This is a genomic window from Actinomycetota bacterium (genome assembly GCA_040881665.1).
In the GTDB taxonomy this organism is placed as follows: Bacteria; Actinomycetota; UBA4738; order UBA4738; family HRBIN12; genus JBBDWR01.
Genome location: JBBECT010000005.1, coordinates 47,445 through 73,050 on the forward strand (window position 1 = coordinate 47,445; position 25,606 = coordinate 73,050).

Genomic DNA, 25,606 nt, shown 5'->3' on the forward strand with positions numbered 1-25,606 from the left:
GAGGGCCCGCGCAGGGGAGGAGGAGTGGGATGCGACGCACATGGATGTTGGTCGCGGTGAGCTCTTTGGTGGTCGCGAGCCTGGTCGGGGCAGGATCCGGCTCGGTCGCGGAGACGAGGCCTCGGGACCATATCGGGGCGGGACATGCGGTCGCGACGAAGGGGGCCACGACGTTCGAGCCGAACGCGAACGTCGTGAGCACCTTGCGATTCGGCACCGGTCGGATCGTCGTGGAGTCGGGGGACCAGGTCCGCTGGGTGCACCGAGACTCGGACCCGGACCCGCACTCGATCACGATCGTGAAGGCCTCGGAAGTGCCCGAGTCGATCGGTGAGGTCTTCGCCGGTGAATGCGCCTCGTGTGACCAGGCCGCGGAAGGTCATTTCGCGGGTGGTGGCCTCGTGCGCAAGGTCGAGGACGACGACGACGGCGAGTTCGGGCTCGACGGGCCCGGAGACTCCCTGTGGCTGAACCCCGGCGCGAAGATCACCTCTGTCGTCTCCGCCCCTGCGGGGACGCGGGTGCGGTACATCTGCTTCATCCATCCCTGGATGATCGGAACGATCAAGGTCGCTTGACCGACCCGTGCGGCGAAGGGACGGTCCGGGGGAGCACCCTGGGCCGTCCCTCGGACGGTTCTGCGTAATTGGCCAGTGGTCCGAGTTTCGTGCGCACTTTACATAACGTACATTATCGGGGGTTAGGGGAATGGAGACACGCAAGGGGTTCGGGGACTCCCTAGAGCACACGCAGAGCTTCGAACGGGTCTCGTTCCCGGCGTGTCAGGGCGTGTAGGACTTCGGGAGCTCCGTGGCGAAGGACCGCGGCGTCGACGAGTACCGCGATCGCATCGCGTTGCGCGTCCGGCGGTACGTCGGGCGGGTCCACGCCGAGCGACAGCGCCAGATCCTCGATGTGGACGACGAGCTCGACGAGTCGGGTTCGCAGGTACTCGTCGAGCAACAGGATCCGTCCGAACGCCTCGAGGCGCCGGTCGCTTGGCTCTGCGAGGAGACGCTGTCGCAGCCGCTGGAGGGCCTCGCGGGTCCTGCGGGCGAGCGCCGTCGGGCCCTCCTCCGCCGTCTCGAGGCTGCGCTCTCGCACCCCGGTGTTCAGTGGCGAGCGCAGATCGTTCGCCCCCTCCAGTCGCGCGTAGTACGCGGCCGCCGTGATCGGGTCCCGGTCGGGTACGGGAGCATCCAAGTACCACTCCACCTGGAGGACGGAGCGCGCCAGGTGCGCCGCCAACCCCCCGGTCGGCAGCTCGTCCAACACGCTCGGCCGATCCCAGGCGGGGGCGACCTCGCCGGCCACGATCAGCTCGACGGCCACGTCCGCGGTCGCCAGATATCGAGCCCTGGCCACGCCCATCTTCATGCGGACGTCCCCGTTCCTTGTTTGGCGTCGCCGAGCGGACGGTCGGCCAGCAACGGATCGCCCCGCAGGCGCGCCCGGAACCCCCAGACCGCCACGAGCCACAACGCCTCGACCACGATCCGGCGGGAGATCTTCGAGTGTCCGTGCTCGCGTTCGCGGAAGCTGATCGGTGCCTCCCCCACGGACGCTCCGAGCGCCCAGGAACGCAACGCGAGCTCGATCTGGAACCCGTAGCCCTCCGAGGTGATCGGCCGGGAGAGCAGCTCGGCAAGCAGCGCCCGGCGGTACACGCGGAACCCGCTCGTCGCATCGCGGACCGGAAGGCCGAGTGCGAGTCGCGCGTAGAGGTTGCCCATCCTGGACAGGGCGACGCGGGTCCGGCTCCAGTTGGTCACCGAGCCGCCCGAGACGTACCGGCTGCCGATAACCAGGTCATGCGTGTCTGCGTCCGCCAGCAACCCATGGAGCTCCTCCGGCTGGTGGGACAGGTCCGAGTCCATCTCCACGATCAGGTCGTACCCCTCCTCGAGCGCGGTCCGGAACCCATCGAGGTAGGCGCTCGCGAGTCCGGCCTTACCGGGCCGCTCCAGCAGACGAACGCGCGGCTCGGTTCCCGCGCGGACACGCACCAGCTCGCCGGTCCCGTCGGGCGAGGAGTCGTCGATCACGAGGAGCTCGACGTGCTCGGGCAGCGACAGGAGCTCCTCGATCACCGTTCCGATCGTGTCCCGCTCGTCGTAGGTGGGCAACACGACGAGCGTGCGGGGCCTGTCTGCCAGCCGGACGGGCTCGGGCCACTCCCGACGCCGGCGACGGGGCAGCGCGATCGCCGTGATCACGAGCGCGAGGAACAGCCACGGGACGAGGTAGCCGAATCGTACGTAGGGCGTGCGGTGGTCGCCGGTCGTCACCGTGGAGCGCAGCACACCCGGTTCGAACAGTCCGATGCGATCCATCACCGCACCGTTCGCATCGACGACGGCGCCGATCCCCGAGATCGCCGCGTGAACCAGCGGACGACCCGTCTCGACCGCACGGAGACGGCTCATCTGGACGTGCTGGGCCGACGCGGCCGTGTCCTCGTAGGAAGCGTTGTTCGTCGTCACGACGAGCACCTCGGCACCGTCGGCGACGAGCTCGCGCTGTACGCGTTCGAAGGTGTTCTCGAAGCAGATCGAGACGCCGAGCGGAGGCAGTCCGGCGCCCCGAAGGGCGTGTACCCGCGTTCCCGGGGTCAGGTCGTAGGGGATCTGTCGGAGCGCTGTCACCCAATCGAGAGCACCGCGGAACGGCACGTACTCGCCGAACGGAACGAGACGAACCTTGGAATAGCTGTCGACTTGCTCCCCCGTCGCGTCGAGCAGGTTCGCCTGTCGCTCCAGACCTCCGGAGGCGCCGGGCTGCGTGGTGCTGACGAGCGTCGGGGCCGCCACGTCGACAACGGCCTCGCGTACCTGCGCGAGTGTCGCCTCGTCCACCGCGCCGGGGTCCAGCGAGCTCTCACCCCACACGACGAGGTCGGGTGGGTCGACGGCCAGGGTCCGGTGCAGGTCGGTGTGCAGGCGTGCGATCGCGCGGTCCTCCCCCACCCGATCGAGCTGCTCCGCGGAACGCACGTCGACCTGGATCGCGGCTACCTCCAAAGGGTCGCCATCCTCGGGGGCGGAGGGGACGGCGACGGGCACCACGAGCAGGCCAACCGCGACCGCGAGCGCAACGATCGGCCGAACCGGATGCCGATCCCAGGTGAGGGCGTCGATCGTGGCGACCACGAGCCCGTTCACCAGTGCCACGACGAAGGCGATGCCCCAGGAGCCGACGATCGAGGCGATCGGGAGCAGGGGGCCGTCGACCTGGGGGGCCGCCAGGCTCCCCCACCCGAACCCACCGAGCGGCACCGTTGCTCGCACCCACTCCACGACTACGACCCACGCGGCGGCGGCCGCGACCGCGGACCACCCGGGACGCCGGAACCGCCAGACCAGCGGCAGCAGTCCGGAGAAGAGGGCCACGAACAGCGCCAGGACCAGGGTGAGCGAGAACCACGCCAACTCGCCGAACAGCGCGATCCAGTCCAGCGTCGTGCCGAAGAACGCAAGGCCGAACACGAGCCCGAGCAGGAAGCCGCGACGGGGCCGAGCGTCGCGCGCGAGCCATAGCAACGGTGCGAGCGCGACGAGCGAGACGGGCCAGAACCCGACCGGAGGGAACGCGAGCGAGAGCAGGAACCCGCCCAGCGCGGCGATCACCAGGGAGACGGACAGAGGTGGAGTCGGAGCGCCTACGCGCAGTCCCGGCAGAGCTTCCGCTTCGCGTCCTTCAGCTGGCTCCGGTGCTTGACCAGATAGCACTTCTTGCATACGAACTCGGTCTCTTGAGGCGGAACGACCTTAACCGCGAGGGGTTCGAGCTTCTCCTCGCGTCCGAGCGTAAGCGACGCATCGTCCTCCTCGTCGCCGCCGGCGCGCGCCTCCTTCTTGACGATCTGGTCGATCGACTCGACGTCCTCGTCGCCGGTCGAACGTGCCCGGTTCGGGGGCGTCGCGGGGGCGTCGTCGGAGGCCTCCGACGCGTCGCTGTCCCCGGCCGCGTCGGGCCCGTCCTCGTCCAGCTCTTGGTCTGTGTCGTCCGTCGCGCTCATCGGCATGCTCGCAGCGTGGTGGGGGGTCCGGTCCGTCCGTATCGTCGATTCGAAACCACGAGCGCCGCATCATACTGCCTGCTGCCACGCTCGCAACCAAGCCGTCGGCACGGGCCACGCAGGCGCGTACCGGCCCGTGGAACATCGCCGGCCGCAGGAGTATTCCCGAGTTCATGCCCCGGAGCAGACGAGTCGGCAGCGTGTTCGTCGCCGGAGGCCGCGATGGGTGGCGGGAGAGGGAGGAATAGGAGAGGACCCAAGAGACCTTTGGGGCCGCAACGCCGGGGCGCTGCGTTCTCTACTCAGCCTCTTGGGTCCTCCATGCGCCTCCGCCGAGGCGGTGACGCGAGCGCCACTCTAGGGCGGCCCGCGAGCGCGCGTCAAACGCGCAGGAGGATGCCTCCCGTTCGATCGGCGTTCGCCGCCGTGTCGATCGCGGTCAGCTCGCGAACACCTCGCGGCCGAGCGACACGGTGAGGATCGGCCGGACCTCGTCCAAGTCGGGTTCGGTCGCCGGGTCGACATCGAACGCGACGAAGTCGGCGTGCATCCCCGGCTCAAGGTAGCCCTTCTTGGAGTCCTGACGCGCGAGCCGCGCGCCGCCATAGGTCGACAGATGCAGCGCCTGCGCGCGCGTGAGTCGCTGTTCGCGGTCGTGGTGGCGTTCGAGCCCGACGATCGAGGCCATCGGATCGAGCGGGGTGATCGGCGCATCCGATCCGACGCCGAGCTCGATCCCCCGCTCGAGACAGGAGCGGAACGGGTTCATCGGGCGCGTCCGCAGCGCGCCGAGCCGCTGCTCGTACAGCCCGCCCGGCATCCCCCAGGCCGTGTCGAACGCCGGCTGGAACGAGATCGCCAGCCCGAGCATCGCGGCACGCTCCACGTGCACGGCCGTCGCCATCTCGAAGTGCTCCACGCGGTGGCGCCGTGCTCGGAAATGCCTGCGCTCCCGGGAATCCAGGCCCTGGTAGACCCGTTCCCATCCGGCCAGAACCTGCTCGATCCCCCGGTCTCCGATCGCGTGGACCCCGACCTGCAGTCCGGCGGCATGCCCGGCCCGGAAGAATCGCGTGAGCCCCTCATCGTCGTGGTACAAGACCCCGTACTCGCCCGGCCGATCCTCGTAGGGAGCGCTCAACGCCGCCGTGTGCGCTCCGAGCGAGCCGTCGACCGGCAGGTCGCCCCCGACGCGCGGCAACCCGAGTTCGATCGCCTGGGCGACATCGAGGGTTCCGAGGTACGTGACGACGTCGACCGGCAGGTTCGAGCGGTGCGCGAGCAACACCTCGAGATCACGCAGGCCTCGCTCGGCCGGCAGCGACATCTCGTGGACGCTCGTGACCCCCCGGGAGGCGGCCGTCGCCGCCGCCGACAGTTGCAGTTGCTGGATCCGGTGCTCCGAGAGCGTGGAGGCGAGCCAGCGCTTCAGTCGCTCGTTCGCTCGGCGCGTCAGGACGCCCGTCGGGGCGTCGGCCGCGTCGCGATCGACGCCCTGTTCCTCGAGTGCCCCCGAGGGCTCGAGTGCTGCCCGGTTCCCGATCGACAGATGGCCGTCGACCCGGACCACGACGAGCGGATCCGACGAGACCTCGTCCAGCTCCGCGACCGTGGGCACCCGTACGCCCGACGCGCTTCCGGGCCAGGTCGATTCATCGAACCCGTGGACCAAGATCGCCCCCGGTTCCCGGTCGACGATGGTTCGCAGGACCTCCAGCAACGCTGCAGCGGACCGTGTCCGGGCGACCTCCGGATGGGCGGACGCGATCCCCGATCCCGTCAGGTGCACGTGGGTGTCGACGAACCCGGGCAGGATCGTGGCTCCGGGGAGTTCCACGATGCGGTCGGCATCTGGCGGATCGCCGACCCCGACGCGCTGGATGTGGCGTTCGTCGACGAGGAGCCACTCCCCCGCCGGCGGGAGCGAGAAGGTGTGGACGATCGACGCCCGATAGAGCGTTCTCACCGGCCGATCATAGTGGAGTACCCGTGCCCGACCTGCGCGACCACGCGAGGAGTCGTGCCGCTCCGGGCCCGGTGGCGATCGCGGTCTTCTCCTCGGCGATGGTCAGGCCGAGCTCGCCGAGCGCATCCTCGATGCGGTCGAGGGCCCGACCGAAGGCGCCGGGGTTGCGAGCCACCACTACGATGTCGTCGACCCACCGCAGGTGGCGTACGTCGGGGCTCCGGATCCGGTCGTCGACGTGGGCGAGGACGGCGTTCGCGATGATCGCCGACGCCGCCGGGCCGACCGGCAGTCCCGGCACTCCCGCCCGCTCGAACGGCGCGAGCCGCCGCAACACCTCTGCCGGCTCGATCCGCAGGGCGCGCAGCCGCGCCTCCACCACCTCCGGCGAGATCGAGGCGTAGCAACGACGGACGTCGGTGACCGCCACTGTGCCGGCGGCGGAAGCCACGTCGGCCACGAGTCGTCGTGCCGCCCGTTCGAACCGGGCGCGTGCGGGTCGCCATGGCTCCAAGACCCGAGCGTGCCCGCCGGCGCGGTTCGCGTGGGCCTCGGGCCCGAGGGCGGCCTCGATGCGCTCGGTGTGCGGAGCGATCGCGGCGGTCAAGGCCCGGCGGAGGTCAGGCGAGGGTCGCACGATCGTGCGGGACCCGCCCCCGGGCTTGGGCACGTGCTCGATCTCGATCGACACGGACACTCTCCTCTCATAGCCCTCGGGAGAGGAGGTGGGCCGTCACTCGCCGGGCGACCGCATCGCCGGAACGGTGGTTGTATCCGGTCCGCGCCCCGGACCGCAATCGGCCGGATCCGGTCGAACCCATCCCCCGGGCCGTTCCTCAGGGGCGTTCACGGGGTGCAAGCGGGTAGCATGCGGCCCATGCTGGACGAACGCGATCTCGACATCATCGCAGCGCTGCAGGACGATGCGCGCGCCACCTACGCCGACATCGCGCGCCGGGTCGGCCTGTCGCCTTCGTCGGTCCACGATCGGGTCCGCAAGCTCGAACAGGGAGGCGTGATCCGCGCCTATCGGGCGATCGTCGATCCGGAGGCAGTGGGGTTGTTCGTGACCGCGCTGATCGCCGTCAGCCCACTCGACGCCGGCCAGCCCGACGACCTCCCCGAACGGGTCGAGGAGTTCCGTGAGATCGAGGACTGCCTCAGCGTCGCCGGCGAGTCGAACTACGTGTTGAAGGTCCGCACCCGAACGACCGAAGGGCTCGAGGAGCTGATCCGCCGCTTGCGCGAGAAGGCCGGCGTGCACACCCGAACGACCGTGGTGCTCTCCACGCCGTTCGAGGATCGTCCGCTCCAGCCCTGACGACGGGCCGTCGGGGGCCGACGGTATGCTCCCCTCGATGCGCCTGTACAACACCCTTACCCGCCGGGTCGACGATGTCGTTCCCGTCGAGCCCGGCCGTCTCAAGGTCTACACGTGCGGTCCGACCGTGTATCGCTACGCGCATATCGGCAACCTGCGAACGTTCCTGCTGTCCGATCTCGTCCGGCGCGCGGCGGAGTTCGAGGGACTGGCGGTCACGCAGGTGATCAACATCACCGATGTCGGCCACATGGTCGACGAGAGTTCGGCCGAGGCCGTCGACAAGATGCAGCTGGCCTCGGCCGACGAGGGCCTGGCGCCGCTGGAGATCGCCGCGAAGTACACGGAGGCGTTCCTCGAGGACGCTGCGGCGATCGGGATCCTTCCTCCCCACGAGTTGCCGACGGCGACCGGTCACATCCCCGAGATGCTCGATATCACCCAGCTGCTGATCGATCGCGGGCACGCCTACGAGACGGGAGGCAGCGTCTACTACGACGTCACGAGCTTCCCGCACTACGGGGCCCTGTCGGGCAACACCCTCGAGCAGCTGCGATCCGGGCACCGGCAGGAGCTGGAGATCGACCCGAACAAGCGGTTCCATGCCGACTTCGCCCTGTGGAAGAAGGCGGGCGCCGGGCGCCTGATGAAATGGGACTCTCCCTGGGGAGAAGGGTTTCCGGGCTGGCACGTCGAGTGCTCGGCGATGTCGATGCGCTACCTGGGCGACCGGTTCGACGTCCACACGGGCGGCGCCGATCTGATCTTCCCGCACCACGAGGACGAGATCGCCCAGTCCGACGGCGCCGTGGGTCATCGGGTGATCTCGACGTGGGTCCACGGTGGGCACCTGCGGATGCGCGGTCAGAAGATGGCGAAGTCCACGGGAAACGTGACCCGCGTGATCGATCTCGCCACGCAGGGATACGACCCGCTCGCGTTCCGCCTGCTGACCTTCCAGACGCGTTACCGGAGCGAGATGGACTTCACCGACGAGGCGATGGACGTCGCCGACCGGCGCGTGAAGCAGCTCCGTCAACGGATGCAGGGCTGGGCGACGGCGGACCGTCCTGACGTGCCGACCGAGGTCGCCGCGGGGTTCGACCGGCACTTCCGCGATGCGGTCGCCGACGACCTCGACATGCCGCGCGCCCTGGTGGTCCTCAACGAGGCCGTGCGCAGCGACGGGCTTGCCGACGGCGAGAAGTACCAGCTCCTCGCCTCCTGGGATGCGGTGCTCGGACTCGACCTCGAGCGAGAAGCCGTTCGGACATGGGAGCCGAACGCCGAGATGCGCGCCCTGATGAGCGAGCGTGACCAGGCCCGTGCGGCGAAGGACTACGCCAAGGCCGACGAGCTCCGCGCCCGGCTCACCGCGATGGACCTCGAGGTGATGGACTCCCCCGAGGGAACCAAGGTCCGGCCCCGCGCCTGACCCGGCGCTCTAGTCGACCCGCAGGAGCTCGCGAGGAGCCTTGTTCAGGCGCCGGGCACCGTCGTCGGTCACCACGACGATGTCCTCGATCCGCACGCCGAAACGGTTCTCGAGGTAGACCCCCGGCTCGATCGAGAAGCACATCCCGGCCTGCAACGGCGTCGCGTTCCCGCTCACGATGTAGGGGGGCTCGTGCTCCTCCAGACCGATGCCGTGGCCGGTCCGGTGGACGAACCGCTCCCCGTAGCCCGCAGACTCGATAACCGCGCGAGCCGCCCGATCGACATCCTCGGCGGGCACGCCCGGGCCAGCCGCGTCGAACGCGGCCTGCTGGGCCGCCAGCACGATCGCATGCACCTCGGCGACATCGGCGGACGCCTCCCCCACGTGCACCGTGCGCGTGATGTCCGAGCAGTAGCCCGCGGGAACCCGGCCCCCGAAATCCAGGACGACCGCGTCCCCCGGACCGATCACGCGGTCGGTCGCTTCGTGGTGCGGGGACGCACCGTTCGGACCGCTCCCCACGATCGTGAACGTCACCTCGCGATGACCGTGCTCGCGGAGCAGGTGTGCGAGGCCGGCCGCGATCTGTCGCTCCGTTCGGCCGGCGAACGGCTCGCGTACGATCGCGCTGAACGCCGTGTCCGCCCCGTGACCGGCGCTCGCCAGCTCGTCGACCTCCGCGTCGTCCTTGATCGCGCGCAGGGAGGGCAGCGCCTCGGACGTTGCCTCGAACCTCGCCGTCGGAACCGCTCGCTGGAGGGCGAGCGTGTGCGAGGCCCACGTCCGGTCGGCGAGCGCCACACGGGAGGCGCCTCCGGTGAGGTCGGCGACGATCTCATACGGATCCTCGCCGTCACGCCAGCCGATCAGGTCCGTCGGGGAGCCTGCGGTCGCGTCCGCGGCCAAGGCGCGTTCCAACTCGGGGACCACGAGGACCGGGTCGGTGCCGGGACGCACGACCAGGGCGGTCAGGCGTTCCAGCGGAGGCGGATCGTAGCCGATGAGCCAGGACAGGTCCGGCGATGGCGCCACGATCATCGCGTCGAGCCCCGAGCTCGCGAGGTCGCCGGCGGCACGAGCGAGGCGCTCGGGGTGGCTCACAACTTCATCAGGATCCGCTGCGGGATCACCGTGAAGGTCGCCGGCGTGGTTCCCAAGACCTCCCCGTCGGCCTCGATCGGCAGCGGGCGGTCGGCTTCGACCTTGACGCCGATCTTCGAGCGGAGTTCCTTGATGTGGTCGTGCGGCAGATGGTCGCCCTTGTAGACCTTGGGGAGGATCGTGAAGGCTTCGGACTTCGGCCCCTTGAACACGAGCGTGTCGAGCACGCCGTCACCCGGATAGCTCCGGGGGGAGATCCGCATCCCCCCGCCGTAGAACTGGCAATTCCCGACCACCACCTGGAAGGCCGGGCCTTCGTACACTTTCTTGTCGGCCTGCACGCGAACCTGCGCGAGCCTGAAGGCGGGCAGCTCTCGCCAGAAGGCGAAGAAGTACCGCGACTGACCCAACCGCGCCGGGAGCCGCATCGCTCTCGCGGCGACGGCGGCCCCGAGTCCGGCCTCGGTGATGTTCGCGCAGTACCGGACGGCCTCTCCGCCGTCGGCGTCGGTGTAGGTCACCTTGATCACATCGAACGGATACACGTTGTCACCGGTGAGGTGGGCGCACGACCTCGTGGTGTCGCCCGGCAGTCCGAACGTTCGCACGAGATCGCATCCCGAACCCGCGGCCACGACCCCCAGCACGGGATCCTCCACGATCGGCTCCCCGTCTGCGAACATCCCGTTGACGACCTCGTGCACGGTTCCGTCTCCACCCACGGCGACCAGGAAGCGTCCGCCCGCCTCCAGCGCCCGGCGGGCGATCGCGGTGGCCTCACCCGGGGATCGTGTCACCTCGAGCGCGTACGGCAGACCGCGATCCGCCAAGGCCTTCTCGAGCGCGGGGATCTGCTGGGCTACGCGGTGGCGCCCCGCGTGGGGGTTCACGATCACCGTCAGCTCCCCGAACGGGGTTCCCGTCGCACCCATCGCGCCGAAGGATAGCCGCCTACACGCCGGTGTAGGCCACGACCCCGCGGTTGACGGCGTCGGCGGCGTCGCGCACCACCGTCGCGGTGGGCTCCGGAGCGACGTCCGCGATCTGGCGCAGGAGGTCGAGCAGCATCTTGCAGGTCCGGACGAAGTCGCCGGGGGCCATGTCCATCTCGTGGAGGACGTCCTCCAGCGGCTTGCCCTCCGCCCAGTGGAACACCGGCGTCGCGAACCCGGCGTCGAGTTCGCGGCACAACTCCACGTGGTGCGCGTCCTCGGCTCGCCGGATCGAGCGGTACAGGCCCATCATGCGGTCGAAGACCTCGACCGCGGACGCCGTCGGCATCTCCCCTATCCGCGGCACCCGCTCCCGTGACTCGTAGACCACGGTCGACACGACCGCGGCCGCCTCGGAGGCCGAGAGTCCCTCGAGCAGGCCCTCGGAGATCGCCTCGGAGATCAGCACGTCGCCCTCGCCGTAGATCCGTGCGAGGACGGCCCCCTTGGGCAGCATCGCGAAGCCGTCGACGTACCCGAGCTCCTCGAGGACCGCGAGGACACGATCGAACTGCCGGCCCAAGGTCTCGGTCCGGGCGCGGATCCGTCGTTCGACCCCTTCGATCTGCCGGGTCAGCCCGGTGGCGCGGGCCGCCCAGCGCTCGTGCTCGGTCCGGTCGGGACACGCATGACAGGGATGTTCCGCCGCGCGCTTGTCCAGGCGCACGGCGTCGCGTTCGGCTTTGCCGTCCACGTGCCCCGTGCCCGACCGCGGTGGGCGCACGTTGAGTGCGACGAGCTGTGCCGCGACGTCTCGGCGGTACCGCGCGCTGCGAGCGTTCCCGGAACGCGGGAGTTGCACGCGCGTCAGGACCGTCGGCGGCTCGGTGAAGTCCCGTGCGGACACCCGGAAGTACCGCCGATCGGATGTGAGCACCGTCGGCCGCCCCTCCCGTGAGGACAGGACGACCGCCAGCCCCCGGCGTTTGGCGGGGGGGACGTAGATCACCTCGCCGGGGCGCAGCTTGGCCACGGCCTCGCGGACCGCGTCCTGCCGTTGCGATTCGAACCCCTTGCGAGCCTTCTCGCGGATCTGTTGGGCCTGGTCGCGCAGGGACCAGTACTCGGCGAAGTCACCCCGGTCGCATCGCATCTGCTCGCGGTAGCCCTCCAGGAACGCCTTGTCGCGCTCCAGCTGACGCTCCAGCGTGACGACGCCACGGTCGGCGAGGAACTGAGCGAACGAGGAGTTGAGCAGATGGTGCGCCTCATCCGGCGAGTAGTTGCGGACGAGGTTGACCGCCATGTTGTACGAGGGCCGGAACGAGGAACGGAGCTCGTAGGTGCGCGTCGCGGCCAATCCGGCGACCCGTTCGAACGGCACCTGGCGTTGGTAGACGACGACCGCATGGCCGATCTCATCGATCCCTCGCCGGCCGGCCCGCCCGGTCAGCTGCGTGTACTCCCCCGGTGTCAGCAGCTCGTGCCGCTCCCCCTGGAACTTCCACAGATCCTCGATCACGACGGTCTTGGCGGGCATGTTGATCCCCAGCGAGAGTGTCTCGGTCGCGAAGATCATCTTGATCAGCCCCTGGCCGAACAGATGCTCCACGATCTCCTTGAACACCGGGAGCATGCCCGCGTGGTGAGCCGCGACCCCGGCCATCGCCCCCTCGAGGAACGTCCAGAACCGCAAGGCCTCCAGGTCGTCCTCGTCGATCCACGCGGCGCGCTGCTCGGCGACCTCGCGGATCCGGACCCGCTCGGTCTGCGAGGTGAGTTGGATCCCCGAGTCGAGGATCCACTGCACGCTCCGATCGCACCCCGCGCGGGAGAAGACGAAGTAGATCGCCGGCACCATCCCCTCGTCGGCAAGGACCTCGACGACCTCCTCGCGTCGCGGCACGTACACGCGACGATGCCCCTCGCGCGGCCGCGAGCGTTGCTGGTGGTACACGCCGCCGCCGCGCCGTCGGTACTGCTTCGAGCGCACCTCCGGCTCTTCGATCGAGACGACGTAGGGGTTCGGCGCCGGTTGTCCGTCCCGCTCGACGTGCATCGGATGGAGCGTTCGGCCCACGAGGTAGTGGTGCTCCAAGGGGACGGGGCGCTTCTCCTCGATCACCACGCGCGTCGGTCCACGGAGCGTCCCGATCCACTCGCCGAACTCCTCCGCATTCGAGATCGTGGCCGACAGACACACCACCGACACTGACAGCGAGAGGTGGATCAGTACTTCCTCCCAGACGGCGCCGCGATAGGGGTCCTGGAGGTAATGGACCTCGTCCATCACGACGCTCACGAGCCCGTCGAGGGTGTCGCTGCGCTCGTAGAGCATGTTGCGCAGCACCTCGGTGGTCATCACGACGATCGGTGCCTCGGAGTTGATCGAGTTGTCGCCGGTGAGCAATCCAACCCGGTCGGCCCCGTACCGCGCGACGAAGTCACCGAACTTCTGGTTGCTGAGCGCTTTCAGCGGGGTCGTGTAGAAGGCCTTGCCCGCGAGGTCGAGCGCCCGTTCGATCGCGAATTCGGCGACCACGGTCTTCCCCGCGCCGGTCGGGGCCGCGACGAGGACCGACTCGCCCTCCCCGAGGGCGTCGATCGCCGTCCGCTGGAATCCATCGAGCGGGAAGGGGTACCGCTCGGAGAAGTGTTCGAGATCGGTCACGGTCCTTCGAGCCTACAGCCCTCCCGATCCGTCCTCGGACCGCCGGACGTCGCCTGCGAGGCTCAGTCGGCGCCGGCGATCAGCCCGCTGCGACGGAGCAGCCCGCGGAGGGCTTCGAGGAACGGCCCCGGCGCCTCGAGGTTCGACAGGTGTCCCGCCCCGCCGAGCACGACGCTCTCGGCGTCGGGGAGGAGCTCGGCCATCGCCAGGCTCACCGAGGAGGGGATCAGTCGGTCCTCGGTCGAGGTGAGCACGAGCGTGGGAACAACGATGCCGGGCAGGTCCGGCGTCGAGTCCGGGCGCTCGGCCATGCCGAGCGCCGCCGCGGCGATCGAGTCCGCCGGCTGCTCGGCGATCCATCCACGAACGCGCTCGGCCACCTCTCGCGGTGCACCCTCGGACAGCAACGGTGGTGGATCCTCGACCAGGAAGGTGGAACCGTCCGAACGGAGCCGTCCGGCGAGCTCGTGTCGCCCCTGCACCGCCTCCGGGGGATCGGCGACCGCGCGTGTGTTGACCAGACCGAGGCCCAGTACGCGTTCGGGTGCTCTGCGCCAGAGCTCGAAGGCGACGTAGCCACCGAGCGAGCACCCCACGACGACGGCCCGGTCGACGCCGGCCGCATCGATCGCGGACAGAGCGGAGTTCGCGGCCGCTTCCATCGAGAGCACCGCACCCACCGAGCGGCCGCCGAAGCCGGGGTGATGCGGTGCCACGACCTGCACGGTCGGTTCGAGCACCGTGACCTCGGCCTCCCACATCCGTGCGTCAACCGGCCAGGCGTGCAGCAGCAGGAGGCCGTCGGTCATCTCAGCCGGGTGGGACGGCGTCGGGCGGTAGGGCCCCGGGCGGTAGGGCCCCGGGCGGGAGCTCGTCGGTCGGTATCGTCCCCGGAGGCAGCCCCTGCTGCGGCGGTGCCGGAGGGGTGAACGTCCCGGCGGCCTCCTGGAGCGCCACGTAGTCCGCGTAGCCCCCGATGAACTCCTCGCGGGCCGTCTCCGACAGGGCGAGGGCGCTGGCCGCGAGCTCCCGTTGCGCGCCTCCGGAAAAGTCCGCAGCACGGAGCGCCTGCGCTGCGGACTCCTCGTACACCTGGAGCGCGTGGAGCAGGCGGTCCCGGGCGTTCACGGCGAGCGAGACGTCGTCGGCCGCGAGGCCCTTGTCGCCGAAGATCCCCGGAACGTCGATGTCGCGCAGCTTGGGGATCCCGTCGGCCGCGACGTCGGCGGTGGCATCGGCCGACGCTTCGATCTCGGCGGTGTCGGCCTCGCCGTCGAGGAACGCCTCGAGATCCTGGGTGATCCGAGGGAACGGGTCGACCGTCGCACCTACGGGTGTTCCGACCTCGGTGACGACGGGCTGGACGAGGTTGGTGAACTCCTGCACGGAGCGCCGCAGCGCCGCAGCGCGGGCGTCGGCCTCGTCGTTCACGGATCCTGCCCGCAGGCCGTCACGTACCCAGGTGACGAACACGACGAGCGCGATCCCCGCGAGGAACGCCCCGATCACCTGCACCCGGCGGCGACGGAACCACGGCGTGGGCGGGGCCTTGGGCTGGAACCTCGGTCCCCGCGTCACCTGCCTGGAGGAGTGCCCCCTGCCCCTGTTCTTGCTCTTGAGCGCCATCTCGCATCCCTACCGCTTCATCAGCCGGGCCACGATGATAGCGACCTCGTAGAAGATCACCATCGGGATCATCATCCCGAGCATCGTGTACGGATCCTGGCTCGGGGTGAGCACGGCGGCGAAGACCGCGATCCCGAGTACGGCGTAACGACGGGCGTCGCGCAGCTGCCGGCTCGTGAGCACACCGACCGAGGTCAGGAAGATCAGCAGGATCGGGAACTCGAACGCCAATCCGAACGACAGCGAGACGAAGATGAAGAAGCTCAGGTACTTGTCGCCCGTCAACAGGGGTACGAACCCCTCTCCCGCGAACCCCAGCAGGAACTCCAGCGCCTTCGGCAGCGTGACGTAGGCGAGGAAGACCCCGAACAGGAACAACGCCGTCGCGGATCCGATGAACGGCACCGACATCCGTCGCTCGCGCTTGGTCAACCCCGGCACGATGAACTTCCATAGCTGATACAGCACGATCGGCAGAGCGATGATCAGCCCGAGGAAGATCACGACCTTGAACTTCAGCAGCGCACCGTCGACGGCGCCGTTGAAGACGAAGGCGCAGCCGTCTCCGCCGAAGTCCGGACGGTTCTCCGTCGGCAGCGCTGTGATCGTCTGGCAGTACGGGTCCTGCAACAGCCTGATCACGGGGGGGTAGAGGAACCAGCCCGCGATCGCGCCGAGGAAGATCGCGCCGAACGCGAGAACCAACCGATGCCGGAGCTCCTCGAGGTGCTGGATCAGGGTCATCGACCCGTCGCGCGGCCGGGTCGGACGACGGAGGATCTTCGGGATGATCGACATCGGTCGGGGTGTTCCTAGTCGTCCTCGTCGGCGTCGGGGGGAGCCGAGCCGTTGGTCGAGGGATTCGCACCGTTGCTCGCGGGGTCGGAGGCGCCGGTGTTCGACCCGCTCTGGTCGCTTTCGCTTTCGCTTTCCGCTTCGCCTTCGCCATCGTCCGAGCTCTGCCCGGCATCGGCCTGTCGCTGTTTCGCACGGGACTCTGCCCGGGCGGCGTCCGAGGCCCGGATCGGGGGCGTGCGTTCGTCGCGCTCCATCCCGCCGGTGTCGGGCTCCTCGTCGTCGTCCACCCCATCACCGTCGTCGTCCTGCTCCGCCACGGCGACGCGGGAACGATGCGCCCGCTGATCGCGCGCGGACGACTTCACGCGTGCCGTGGGCGGTTCGTCGTCCTCGTCGGGGTCGAGGTCGAAACGGATCGTGTCCTTGACCTCGTCCTGCATCTTGCGGAGGTCGCGGATCATCTTGCCCGCCTGCCGGCCGATCTCCGGGAGTCGCCGGGGACCTACGACGACCAGCGCGACGATCGCGACCAGCATCAGCTCGAGGGGACCGATGTTCAGCATGGCTCAGTCGGAGTGGCGCCCCGGCGCCTTCTGCGAGAGGGACGCCGCCCGATCGCTCGTCTCGGCGGCCTCGGCGTTCAGCTCCTCCGCCACCGGCGCGAGCTCACGTTGCAGCCGGGCTGCGCTGCGGGCGAGCACGGCGGCGTTCCGGGCCAGACCGATCAGCATCGCCAGCAGCGCCAGCACGGTCACCAGGCCGATCACGAGCCAGACGAGCACCCAGGTGGTCACAGGTTCATGCTACGCGAAGCCGCTGAGCTCGGGTCGGTCGGGGTCTCCGAGGTACCGGTGGACGGCGGTCGAGACCCGAGAGGGCCGTCAGCGCTGGGAACGCTGCGCTTCGAGGAAGTCTTCGATGTACCGCTCGTCCTCGAGCAGGAAGTGGAAGTCGATCACGTCGTCGAGCTGGAAGCTCGGACCCTCCGGCAGATCGCCGCGTAGGTCGTCGAGGTCCATGTCGTCGAACATCGGCTCGAAGGTCGGCTCCTCCTCGATCCGCTGCTCCTGGCCGTCCACCCCGACCCCGGCCGAGACGAGCAGCGCGACGATCTTGCGGTCGGCACGCTTCTCGACGTCGGAGGTGCAGACCGGGCACGTGAACTTGTAGGTGCCCTCCGAGCCGCCCTGTTGGACCGACAGCAGGATCATCTCGGGGCCCATGTCCACTTCCCCGCACCGGGGGCACGTCGTCCGGATCGTTGTCATCTCCCCACCCGTATCGGCCCCCCCTCCAGGTGCCTTGAGGGTCGGGGTCCCGAGCGGGGCTACCCTAGATGTACTGGTCCCGGGTCCGCCGCGCGAGGTCGCTCACCCGATCCCGCAAGCTCTGCGGTGCAAGGACTTCCGCATGCGGAGCCACCCTCAGCACGAGGCGCGCGGCCCAGTCGAGCTCCTTCGCGGGCAGGATGACCTCCATAGCGCCCCCGTCGAGATCGAGGGGTTCGGACACCGGGTGGTACTCGGCGATCCAGCGGGCCTCCGGAGCCAGTCGCAGGTGCACCTCGACGTCGTGCTCGCTGGGTGTGTAGAGCGCACGGCCCGCGCCCTCGAGCCCCCGCGGTTCGAACCGCTCCCCGGTCGCCCGCACCGACCGGATCCGATCGGCGCGGAACAGCCGCTCGGAGTCGCGCGAGTGGTCCCACGACGCCACGTAGAAGTTGCCGAGCGCGGAGAACACCTCCTCGGGATCGATCGTCCGCGTGGTCGCCTCGCCCGTCGACAGGGCGACGTAATCGATCTCGAGCCGCTCCCTCGCGGCGACCGCGTCTCGGATCGTGTCGAGGAGCTCGGCGGGCCGTCCCGCAGCCGCCGCCTCGACCCGATCGGCGGCGCCCAGCGTCTCCTCGCCCAGACCCTCACGGAGCTTGGCGAGCGCCGTGGTCAAGGCGGTGGCCTCCGGGACCCCGGGGGTGCCCACCAGCGCCGTTCCCTGCAGGTACAGCGCGAGGGCCTCGTTGCGGGTCAGGCGCAGGGGCCGAGAGAAGTGATCGGCCATCGTGATCGAGACGGTCCCGTCCTCGTCGAGGGCCACATCGATCAGGTCGCCCGGCGAATACGGCGGGAGCCCCGAGAGGAACACGATCTCGAGATCGTCGACGAGCGCGTCCCGGTCGATCCCGAACAGACGGGCGACCTCGTCCACATGGGTCCCGGGGTGCTCCACGAGGTATGGAACGATCACGAGCAGCCGCGCGAGCCGTTCGGAGGCCTTCGCCTGGCGCGCCTTGCCCCGGCGAGGCTTGCGGGTCTTCTCGGGGGTGTCGAACAGCTCGTCAGCCATCGAGGACCTTCTCGAGCCGGGAAAGGACGGCCGTTCGCAATCCCTCGGGAGCGATCACCCGCGCCTGCGGCCCGAACCCGAGGACCCACGAGGCGAGTCCCTCGTCGGATGCGGACGGGACGGTGACCTCGACCCAGCCGTCCGCTCCGGGTTCACGCACGCGCGCCTCGGGGATCCCCTTCGTCGCCCACCAGGCGACGTCCGGAGAGAACGCCACGGTGGCCGACGTCGTGGGTTCGCCGGGTCCCCACAGCCCGAGCTCGACGTGACCGGCCGCATGGAAGTCATCGGGAGGCTCGCTCCCCTCTCCCGCATCCTTGGGATCGGAGTCGAACCGGGAGAGGCGGAACGCGCGGATCTCCTCGCGTTCGACGTCGCGGCCCACGAGATACCAGTGGCCGGCGCGCCACGCGAGTCCCCACGCGTCGACGATCCGCTGGGAGCGGTCGCCACGCGCGGTCGTGTAGGCGAAGGAGACCCGCCGGCCCCCGCGCAGCACCGCCTCCGCGGTGGCGGTCAAGCGGCCGGCGTCCGCGTCGGGGCCGATCCCCAGCGGTCCCGGACCCGCTCCCGAAAACACGCCGCCTTCGGCGCCCGACAGCAGCTTGCGGACGGCCTGCTCGGCGGATGCGTCGTCCTCCGGCGCCGAGCGGGCGGCGAGGAACAGGGCGGAGAGCTCCTGGGGCGTGAACGCGATCTCGGGCAGGTAATAGGCGTCCTTCGGGATCGTGTAGGCCTGCGGAGCGCCCTCCCACGGGTCCACGGTGACGAGCTCGATCGGGATCCCGTTGTCGCGGAGGATGTCCTTGTCCCGCTCGAACTTGCGCTTGCCGGAGTCCCCCGCCTCGTACCCCTCCATCTGCTCGCGGATCAGTTCGAAGGTGAGCGGGCGACGTGAGTCCAACAGCAGTCCGACCAGGTTCAGCAGGCGTTCGAGCTGGTTCATCGCCGGGGCATCATAATCCCCGCATGCTGTGCCTCAGACGAACGCCCCTCTCGTTCCGGCCCCCGGTGCCTGGGGTGTCCGCGTGAACCGGCTCCGTCGCGGCCGCGTGCCTGGGGTGTCCGCGTGAACCGGCTCCGTCGCGGCCGCGTGCTCGGTGTGAACGCCGAACGCCCTGGGGCGCTCGAGGTGGAGGTCGAGGTCGAAGGGGCAAGGGCCGTGGCGATCGCCTACCCGGATGTGTGCGGACCCGTCGGCGCCGGCGACGTCGTCGTCCTGAACACGACCGCGGTCGCTCTCGAGCTGGGAACGGGCGGCCTGCACGTCGTCGTCGCCGTCGAGGGCGGACCCGACACCGATCTGTCCCGGGACGGGGGACGCGTGATGAAGGCCCGCTACACCCCTGGGCAGACCGTTGTCCGATCGGTCGAGGAGACGCACCGCGACGTGCTCGAAGCCTCGCCGGGTCTGCGGGGCACCCCGGTCGTCGTCGCGCCGCTGCACTCGATGCTGGCTCCGATCGCCGCCGGGGCGAAGGCGAGCGGCGACGCTCGCGTCGTGTACGTGATGACCGACGGCGCCGCACTACCCGGAGCGCTGTCCCGCCTCGTGGCGACCACCCGCGCCGACGGGCTCCTCGACGGGTGGATCTCCTCGGGCCAGGCGTTCGGCGGCGAGCTGGAGGCGGTGACGATCTGGACGGCGCTGCTCGCGGCAGTGGAGGTGCTCGATGCCGAGGTGATCGTCGTCGCGGACGGACCCGGGAACCTCGGGACGGACACGACCTGGGGCGTGAGCGCGCTGGCGGGCGGCCACGCCCTCCAGGCGGCCACGACGCTGCAGGGCCGCCCCGTCGCCGCCCTGCGGATCAGCTTCGCCGACGAGCGCCCGCGCCACCGAGGGTTGTCGCATCATTCCCGGACGATCCTGCGGGAGGTCGCGACCGAAGGGGTCGACGTGGCGGTCCCTACCCTCGAGGACGACGCGCAGCGAGCGACCGTGTGGGATGCCCTGCGCGCAGACGGTCTCGAGGACCGTCATCAGCTCGTGGAGGCCGACGGCCGTCCCGCTCTCGGGGAGCTGGAGCGCCGCGGGATCCAGGTGCGCTCGATGGGCCGTTCCCCGATCGACGACCGCGCGTTCTTCCTGGCGGCCGGCGCGGCGGGGGTGCTCGCCGGCCGGATCGCCGCCGCGGCGCGAGCCTGGCGGAACCGGTCCTGAGCCCATCTCACATGTGGGCGATCAGTTGTTCCACCCGGTCGTCGACGCTGCGGAACGGGTCCTTGCAGAGAACGGTGCGTTGCGCCTGATCGTTCAGCTTGAGGTGAACCCAGTCGACCGTGTAGTCGCGACGCTTCTGTTTCGCCGTCTTGATGAAGTCTCCGCGGAGCTTCGCCCGCGTGGTCTGTGGTGGCTCGCGCATCGCCCTGGTGATGTCGGCCTCGGACGCGACCCGCTCGACTCGGTCTTGTTTCTCGAGGAGGTAGTAGAGCCCGCGCGTGCGGTTCACGTCGTGGTAGGCGAGGTCGAGCATGCCGACCTTCGGACTCGACAGCGCGAGATCGTGCTTCCCACGGTAGGACTCGATCATCATCATCTTGGTCACCCAGTCGATCTTCCGGCCGAGACGCTCCGGCTCCTGCGCCTCGAGCGCGTCGAGCGCGTCCGCCCACTCGGCGAGCAGGCGCTTGACCGTCTCGCTCGGGTCGCGGCGGTCGAAGAAGCGGGCGGTCTTGTCCAGGTACTCGCGCTGCATCTCGATCGCCGTCAGCTCACGACCGTTCGCGAGCTTCACGCGGCGCTTGCAGGTCACGTCGTGGGAGATCTCTCGGATCGCACGGATCGGGTTCTCCAGGGTCAAATCGCGCATCACGGTCTGGCCCTCGAGCATCTGGAGCACGAGGTCGGTGATCCCGACCTTCATGAACGTGGTCCACTCGTTCATGTTCGAGTCCCCGACGATCACGTGGAGCCGCCGGAACCGCTCCGCGTCGGCGTGCGGCTCGTCGCGCGTGTTGATGATCGGGCGGGACCTCGTGGTGGCGCTCGACACCCCCTCCCAGATATGCTCGGCGCGTTGGGAGATGCAGTACTGTGCTCCGCGCGGCCCCAAAAGCACCTTGCCCGCTCCGCAGTAGAGCTGCCGTGTCACAAGGAACGGGATCAGGGTGTCGGCCATGCGCGCGAACTCGCCCTGGCGCGCGACGAGGTAGTTCTCGTGGCAGCCGTAGGAGTTCCCGGCGGAGTCGGTGTTGTTCTTGAACAGGTAGACCTGGCCGGAGATCCCTTCCTCGTGCAATCGCACCTCGGCGGCGGCGAGCAACGCCTCGAGGATCCGCTCCCCCGCCTTGTCGTGGGTCACGAGCTCGGGGATCGCGTCGCATTCGGGCGTCGCGTACTCGGGGTGGGAGCCGACGTCCAGGTACAGTCGTGCCCCGTTCTCGAGGAACACGTTCGAGGATCGTCCCCAGTGCACGACCCGCCGGAACAGGTACCGCGCCACCTCGTCGGGCGAGAGCCGACGCTGGCCTCGGAACGTGCAGGTCACGCCGTATTCGTTCTCGAGCCCGAAGATCCGCCGGTCCATGCAGCCAGTGTAGGCCTCTCCGCTCACAGCAGGGTGAACTCCAATACAGTGCCGAGATGCGCCCAACGAAAGGCGGAGGAGGAGTCGCGCTCGCTGCAGCGATCACCGCCGTGATGCTCGTCGTCCTCGTCGCGAAGGGCTCAGTCTTGTACCACAGTGTCGGCTATTCATTCTCCGTGCTCGTACCGTCGGGTTGGGATCACGTGGAGCAAGAATGGATCGGGGTGCCGCCTGCCATCGACGGGATCTCCTTCGAGACGCCGGCAAGGGATGACAACGCCCACGTCACGATTGCCCTCGATCGAACGTCTTCTGGTGATGACCTTGCGCGGGTCACCCTGGAAGAGGCTGTGTCCTTCGCCGAGGGAGTCGGAGGTTCAGCGACCGGCATCGAGCCGACGACGCGACAGCTTGGGGGCCATGCGGCTGACTGCGCGAGATTCCATCAGGAGCTACCTGCCATGGGGCGGCTAGAGAGGATCGAACTGCTCGTGTGCACAGCCAACCTCCCACCTGGCATCTTGATCGCTGCGTTTCAGGCTAAGCCCGAGAGTTTCGAACAGCTGCTTCCGCAAGCGGAGCAGATGTTCGACTCGATCCGGATCCCGGCCTAGTCAGGAACCCACGAGGATGCCCGCGACCTCTTCGTCGCTCAGGCGACGGAACTTGCGCCGCTGGGAGCGCGTCTGGTCGAGCACGCCCGCTTCGACCGCCTCGGCAACGAGCTGCTTGTCCTCGACCGCGGAGAAGGCTCCCACAGCCGCTTTCACGGCATCCGCCAGCGACATCCGCTCGCTGTAGCCACCGCGCAGGTGCTCGGTCAGCTGTTCGGCGCTGCCGCCGATCGCCACGAACTCGTGCTCGTCGTTGATGCTGCCGTCGAACAGCAGGTGGTAGATCTCGCTCTTGCCGGCCTGGCCGTCGATCTCGCCGATCAGCAGCTCGACCTCGAAGGGCTTCATCTGCTGGGTGAACATCGTCGAGAGCGTCTGCGAGTACGCGTTCGCGAGGTCGCGGGCCTTCACGTCGTCCCGGCCGTAGGAGTACCCGCGGAGGTCGGCCAGCCGGACGCCCGAGATCCGGAGGTCCTCGAACTCGCTGTACTTGCCGACCGCGGCGAAGGCGATCTCGTCGTAGATCTCAGAGATCTTGTGCAGGGTCGCACTCGTGTTCTCGGCGATGAAGAGCACGCCGTCGGCGTACTCGAGCCCGATCACCGATTTTCCCCGGGCGATGCCCTTCTGGGCGTACTCGGAGCGGTCCTTCATCAGCTGTTCCGGTGGAACGTAGGGCATGAAGCTCATCGGCCTTCACGCTCCCCCACGACCGCGTCGTAGCCCACGCGGATCTCCTCTTCGGAGGCCTCGTTCGCGCCGTCGGCGTTCACGATCTGCATCGTCGGATAGATCCCGCGGGACGGGTCGGGCCCGCCGGTCGCGGCGTCTTCCTGCGAGGCGTCGAGCAGCGCCTCGACCGACACCTTCACCGCGTCCTCGCGCGACATCCCGGGGCGCCAGCGCTTCTTCAGCGAGCTCTTCGCGGGCCGTCCGCCCGAACCGGTCGCGACGTAGTCGTCTTCCTCCCAGCGTCCGCCGGTCGCGTCGTAGTGGAACAGCCGTCCCTCTCGTCGCAGCTCGTCGAACCCACCGAACAGCGGGACGACGACAAGGCCCTGCACAGCGAGCGGGAAGTTGCCGCGGATCATCTGGCCGAGCCGGTTCGCCTTGCCCTCGAGGCTCACCCGGTCGCCGGTGATCTTCTCGTAGTGCTCGAGCTCGAGCTGGAAGAGCTTCACGATCTCGATCGCCTGACCGGCGGCACCCGCGATCGCGATCGCGGAGTAGTCGTCGGCCGCGAAGACCTTGCGCATCTTGTCGTCTTCGATCGAGAACCCGGAGGTCGCCCGCCGGTCGCCGGCGACGATCACGCCGCCGTCGAACCGCAGCCCGATCACGGTAGTCCCGTGCGGCACGGTGACCCCCACGGGAGGCGGCTTCGGCAGCGCCTCGGGACGTTCACGCGCGACGAGGTCGAAGAACGAGGGATTCGCGCCGATCGGACCGCCGAGCGACAGGGGGGCCTGCAACCCGTCGTCGCTCACTGGCCGCCCTTCTGGACGTAGCTCTTGATGAACTCCTCGGCGTTCTCCTCGAGGACAGAATCGATCTCGTCGAGGATGTCGTCCATCTCTCCCTTGAGCTTCTCGCCCTTGTCGGTCGTCTTGGCCTGGCCGGCGTCGTCGGCCTGCTCGCCGTCGCCACCTCCACCCTTGCGTTGTGTGCGCTTCTGTTCCTGTTCCTGCGGCACGGTTCCGTCTCCTTCGCGGGGGGCACGGGCATCCTACCGCGGCCCTGCGACCTCTCTCGGTCAGCCCTGGAGCTTGTCTACCAGGGTCGCGGCGTCCGGTGAGTCTGCGAGCAAACCCTCGACGTGCTCGCGGGTTCCCTTGAGCGGTTCGCGCGTGGGCACGCGCTGCAGGGCGTCGCGGCCCGTATCGAAGATCAGCGAGTCCCACGACGCTGCCGCGATCGCGTCGCGGTACTTGGCGATGCAGCGTCCGCGGAAGTACGCGCGGGTGTCCTCGGGAGGCTCCATCACGGCGCGAGTGATCTGTTCGTCCGTCGCGATCCTCGCGACTTCGCCCGTCGCGACCAGCCGGTAGTAGAGCCCCTTGTCCTGGCGCACGTCGTGGTACTGGAGGTCGATCAATCGCAGCTTCGGATCGCTCCAGGCGAGGCCGTCGCGTTCGCGATAGCCCTCGAGCACCCGGCGCTTGGCCACCCAGTCGAGCTCGCGATGCAGCTGGAGGGGGTCTTCCTCGAGCCGGGTGAGGACGTCCTCCCACCGCTCGAGCACCTCGAGGTTCTCCTCCGAGTCGTCCTCGGCCTCGACGTACTTCTTCGCGTGCTCGAGGTACTCCCACTGGAGCTGCACCCCGGACAGGGTGCGGCCGTCGGTCAGCTCGATCGTCGCGGATCGGCAGCTCGTGTCGCGGGACACGCGGTGGAGCGCCTGGACCGGGCTCGCCGGCGACAGATCCGGCAGAAACTCGTCCTCGACCATCTTCAGCACGATCGCGGTCGTGCCCACCTTCAGGAACGTCGCGACCTCGCACATGTTGGCGTCCCCGACGATCACGTGCAGCCGCCGGTACTTGTCCGGGTCGGCGTGCGGCTCGTCGCGCGTGTTGATGATCGGCCGCTTCAGGGTCGTCTCGAGTCCGACCTCGGTCTCGAAGAAGTCCGCCCGTTGCGTGAGCTGGTAGTCCACGTCATCAGCTTCGTCCCACTGCCCCTCCGACCCCACCTTGCCGGCGCCGGTGAACACCTGTCGTGAGATGAAGAACGGGGTCAGGTCGCGGACGATGTTGCCGAACGGCGTGGCGCGGTCGACGAGGTAGTTCTCGTGTGTTCCGTAGGAGTTCCCCTTGCCGTCGGAGTTGTTCTTGTAGATGGCGATCCGCTGGCCGGGAGGCAGCATCGGGCCGAGCTCGTCGAGCGATCGCTCCAGGATCCGCTCCCCCGCCTTGTCGTGGATCACGAGCGCGCGTGGCGAGGCGCATTCCGGCGTCGAGTACTCGGGGTGGGCGTGGTCCACGTAGTAGCGCGCTCCGTTGGGAAGGATCACGTTCGCCAGACCCAGGTCCTCTTCGACCGGCTCCCGCAATTGCACGGGCTCGTAGCCACGGGCGTCGCGCAAGGGCGATTCCTGCTCGTAGTCCCAGCGGATGCGGCGCAGCGCACCGGCGTAGCCGCTGATCAGCATCGAACTCGAGAGCACCGGGTTGAAGTCGGGCTGGCCGACCGCGGAGATCCCGTACTCGGTCTCGGTGCCGACGACCTTGGGGATGGCCATAGGCGTC

General features: G+C 69.2%; 26 protein-coding genes. 5 read left to right on the forward strand and 21 right to left on the reverse strand.

The features are described 5' to 3' along the window. Positions 1–29: 29 nt before the first annotated feature. Positions 30–578 (forward strand): hypothetical protein, encoded by a 549-nt coding sequence (locus tag WEF05_05975; protein MEX1101431.1) that lies wholly within the window; start codon positions 30–32, stop codon positions 576–578. Positions 579–738: 160 nt separating this feature from the next. Here the strand turns inward: WEF05_05975 and WEF05_05980 are convergent, their stop codons facing one another. The 5 genes from WEF05_05980 to WEF05_06000 form a co-directional block, all read right to left on the reverse strand. Then, positions 739–1,377: a maleylpyruvate isomerase N-terminal domain-containing protein gene (locus tag WEF05_05980; protein ID MEX1101432.1), complete on the reverse strand. Its 639-nt coding sequence runs from the start codon at positions 1,375–1,377 to the stop codon at positions 739–741. Then, positions 1,374–3,626: an apolipoprotein N-acyltransferase gene (gene lnt, locus WEF05_05985; GenBank protein MEX1101433.1), complete on the reverse strand. Its 2,253-nt coding sequence runs from the start codon at positions 3,624–3,626 to the stop codon at positions 1,374–1,376. The genes WEF05_05980 and lnt overlap by 4 nt, the downstream gene beginning before the upstream one ends. 32 nt (positions 3,627–3,658) lie before the next feature. Further along, entirely contained in the window at positions 3,659–4,018 is a 360-nt protein-coding gene (locus tag WEF05_05990; GenBank protein ID MEX1101434.1) for a DUF4193 family protein, read from the reverse strand. Between the two features lie 439 nt (positions 4,019–4,457). Then, positions 4,458–5,984 (reverse strand): amidohydrolase family protein, encoded by a 1,527-nt coding sequence (locus WEF05_05995; protein MEX1101435.1) that lies wholly within the window; start codon positions 5,982–5,984, stop codon positions 4,458–4,460. 7 nt (positions 5,985–5,991) lie between these two features. Beyond that, on the reverse strand, positions 5,992–6,675 hold the full coding sequence (locus WEF05_06000; protein ID MEX1101436.1) for an RNA-directed DNA polymerase: 684 nt from the start codon (positions 6,673–6,675) through the stop codon (positions 5,992–5,994). 189 nt (positions 6,676–6,864) lie between these two features. Here WEF05_06000 and WEF05_06005 point away from each other — a divergent pair, with 189 nt between their 5' ends. Together WEF05_06005 and cysS are read left to right on the forward strand one after the other, a co-directional pair. After that, the gene (locus tag WEF05_06005; GenBank protein MEX1101437.1) at positions 6,865–7,305 is read left to right on the forward strand and encodes an Lrp/AsnC family transcriptional regulator; all 441 of its coding nucleotides are present in this window, start codon (positions 6,865–6,867) and stop codon (positions 7,303–7,305) included. 37 nt (positions 7,306–7,342) lie between these two features. After that, positions 7,343–8,740: a cysteine--tRNA ligase gene (cysS, locus tag WEF05_06010; GenBank protein MEX1101438.1), complete on the forward strand. Its 1,398-nt coding sequence runs from the start codon at positions 7,343–7,345 to the stop codon at positions 8,738–8,740. A 9-nt stretch (positions 8,741–8,749) separates the two neighbouring features. Here the strand turns inward: cysS and WEF05_06015 are convergent, their stop codons facing one another. From WEF05_06015 to WEF05_06065, 11 genes are all read right to left on the reverse strand, one after another. After that, positions 8,750–9,844 carry a Xaa-Pro peptidase family protein gene (locus WEF05_06015; protein ID MEX1101439.1) on the reverse strand — a complete coding sequence of 365 codons (1,095 nt, stop codon included), beginning with the start codon at positions 9,842–9,844 and terminating at the stop codon, positions 8,750–8,752. Continuing rightward, positions 9,841–10,776, reverse strand: a complete 936-nt coding sequence (locus WEF05_06020; GenBank protein MEX1101440.1) for a diacylglycerol kinase family protein — start codon at positions 10,774–10,776, stop codon at positions 9,841–9,843. The genes WEF05_06015 and WEF05_06020 overlap by 4 nt, the downstream gene beginning before the upstream one ends. 19 nt (positions 10,777–10,795) lie before the next feature. Then, positions 10,796–13,447, reverse strand: a complete 2,652-nt coding sequence (locus tag WEF05_06025; GenBank protein ID MEX1101441.1) for a DEAD/DEAH box helicase — start codon at positions 13,445–13,447, stop codon at positions 10,796–10,798. 62 nt (positions 13,448–13,509) lie between these two features. Next, complete coding sequence (locus WEF05_06030; protein ID MEX1101442.1) at positions 13,510–14,256, reverse strand: alpha/beta fold hydrolase; 747 nt, start codon at positions 14,254–14,256, stop codon at positions 13,510–13,512. A gap of 1 nt (position 14,257) precedes the next feature. Then, the gene (locus WEF05_06035; protein ID MEX1101443.1) at positions 14,258–15,073 is read right to left on the reverse strand and encodes a hypothetical protein; all 816 of its coding nucleotides are present in this window, start codon (positions 15,071–15,073) and stop codon (positions 14,258–14,260) included. 9 nt (positions 15,074–15,082) lie between these two features. Beyond that, positions 15,083–15,871 carry a twin-arginine translocase subunit TatC gene (tatC, locus tag WEF05_06040; GenBank protein ID MEX1101444.1) on the reverse strand — a complete coding sequence of 263 codons (789 nt, stop codon included), beginning with the start codon at positions 15,869–15,871 and terminating at the stop codon, positions 15,083–15,085. 14 nt (positions 15,872–15,885) lie between these two features. Further along, complete coding sequence (gene tatB / locus WEF05_06045) at positions 15,886–16,434, reverse strand: Sec-independent protein translocase protein TatB (GenBank protein ID MEX1101445.1); 549 nt, start codon at positions 16,432–16,434, stop codon at positions 15,886–15,888. A 3-nt stretch (positions 16,435–16,437) separates the two neighbouring features. Further along, complete coding sequence (locus tag WEF05_06050; protein MEX1101446.1) at positions 16,438–16,665, reverse strand: hypothetical protein; 228 nt, start codon at positions 16,663–16,665, stop codon at positions 16,438–16,440. An 87-nt stretch (positions 16,666–16,752) separates the two neighbouring features. After that, positions 16,753–17,139: a hypothetical protein gene (locus WEF05_06055; GenBank protein ID MEX1101447.1), complete on the reverse strand. Its 387-nt coding sequence runs from the start codon at positions 17,137–17,139 to the stop codon at positions 16,753–16,755. Between the two features lie 64 nt (positions 17,140–17,203). Beyond that, on the reverse strand, positions 17,204–18,214 hold the full coding sequence (locus WEF05_06060; protein MEX1101448.1) for a WYL domain-containing protein: 1,011 nt from the start codon (positions 18,212–18,214) through the stop codon (positions 17,204–17,206). Next, the gene (locus WEF05_06065) at positions 18,207–19,160 is read right to left on the reverse strand and encodes a WYL domain-containing protein (GenBank protein ID MEX1101449.1); all 954 of its coding nucleotides are present in this window, start codon (positions 19,158–19,160) and stop codon (positions 18,207–18,209) included. Before WEF05_06065 ends, WEF05_06060 begins: the two co-directional genes overlap by 8 nt. 123 nt (positions 19,161–19,283) lie before the next feature. Here WEF05_06065 and WEF05_06070 point away from each other — a divergent pair, with 123 nt between their 5' ends. After that, the gene (locus tag WEF05_06070) at positions 19,284–20,378 is read left to right on the forward strand and encodes a DUF3866 family protein (GenBank protein ID MEX1101450.1); all 1,095 of its coding nucleotides are present in this window, start codon (positions 19,284–19,286) and stop codon (positions 20,376–20,378) included. Positions 20,379–20,385: 7 nt separating this feature from the next. On the opposite strand, the gene pafA is transcribed toward WEF05_06070, so the two are convergent. Next, positions 20,386–21,744: a Pup--protein ligase gene (pafA, locus tag WEF05_06075; protein ID MEX1101451.1), complete on the reverse strand. Its 1,359-nt coding sequence runs from the start codon at positions 21,742–21,744 to the stop codon at positions 20,386–20,388. Positions 21,745–21,800: 56 nt separating this feature from the next. On the opposite strand from pafA, the gene WEF05_06080 reads away from it, so the two are divergent. Next, positions 21,801–22,358 carry a hypothetical protein gene (locus WEF05_06080; protein MEX1101452.1) on the forward strand — a complete coding sequence of 186 codons (558 nt, stop codon included), beginning with the start codon at positions 21,801–21,803 and terminating at the stop codon, positions 22,356–22,358. Here WEF05_06080 and prcA read toward each other — a convergent pair whose 3' ends face one another. The 4 genes from prcA to dop are packed head-to-tail and all read right to left on the reverse strand — an operon-like array spanning position 22,359 to position 25,599. Then, positions 22,359–23,048, reverse strand: a complete 690-nt coding sequence (gene prcA, locus WEF05_06085; GenBank protein MEX1101453.1) for a proteasome subunit alpha — start codon at positions 23,046–23,048, stop codon at positions 22,359–22,361. After that, a complete protein-coding gene (gene prcB / locus WEF05_06090) occupies positions 23,045–23,845 on the reverse strand; it encodes a proteasome subunit beta (protein ID MEX1101454.1) in 801 nt (266 codons plus the stop codon). The genes prcA and prcB overlap by 4 nt, the downstream gene beginning before the upstream one ends. Then, complete coding sequence (locus WEF05_06095) at positions 23,842–24,051, reverse strand: ubiquitin-like protein Pup (GenBank protein ID MEX1101455.1); 210 nt, start codon at positions 24,049–24,051, stop codon at positions 23,842–23,844. Before WEF05_06095 ends, prcB begins: the two co-directional genes overlap by 4 nt. A gap of 60 nt (positions 24,052–24,111) precedes the next feature. Beyond that, positions 24,112–25,599 (reverse strand): depupylase/deamidase Dop, encoded by a 1,488-nt coding sequence (gene dop, locus WEF05_06100; GenBank protein ID MEX1101456.1) that lies wholly within the window; start codon positions 25,597–25,599, stop codon positions 24,112–24,114. Positions 25,600–25,606: the final 7 nt, after the last annotated feature.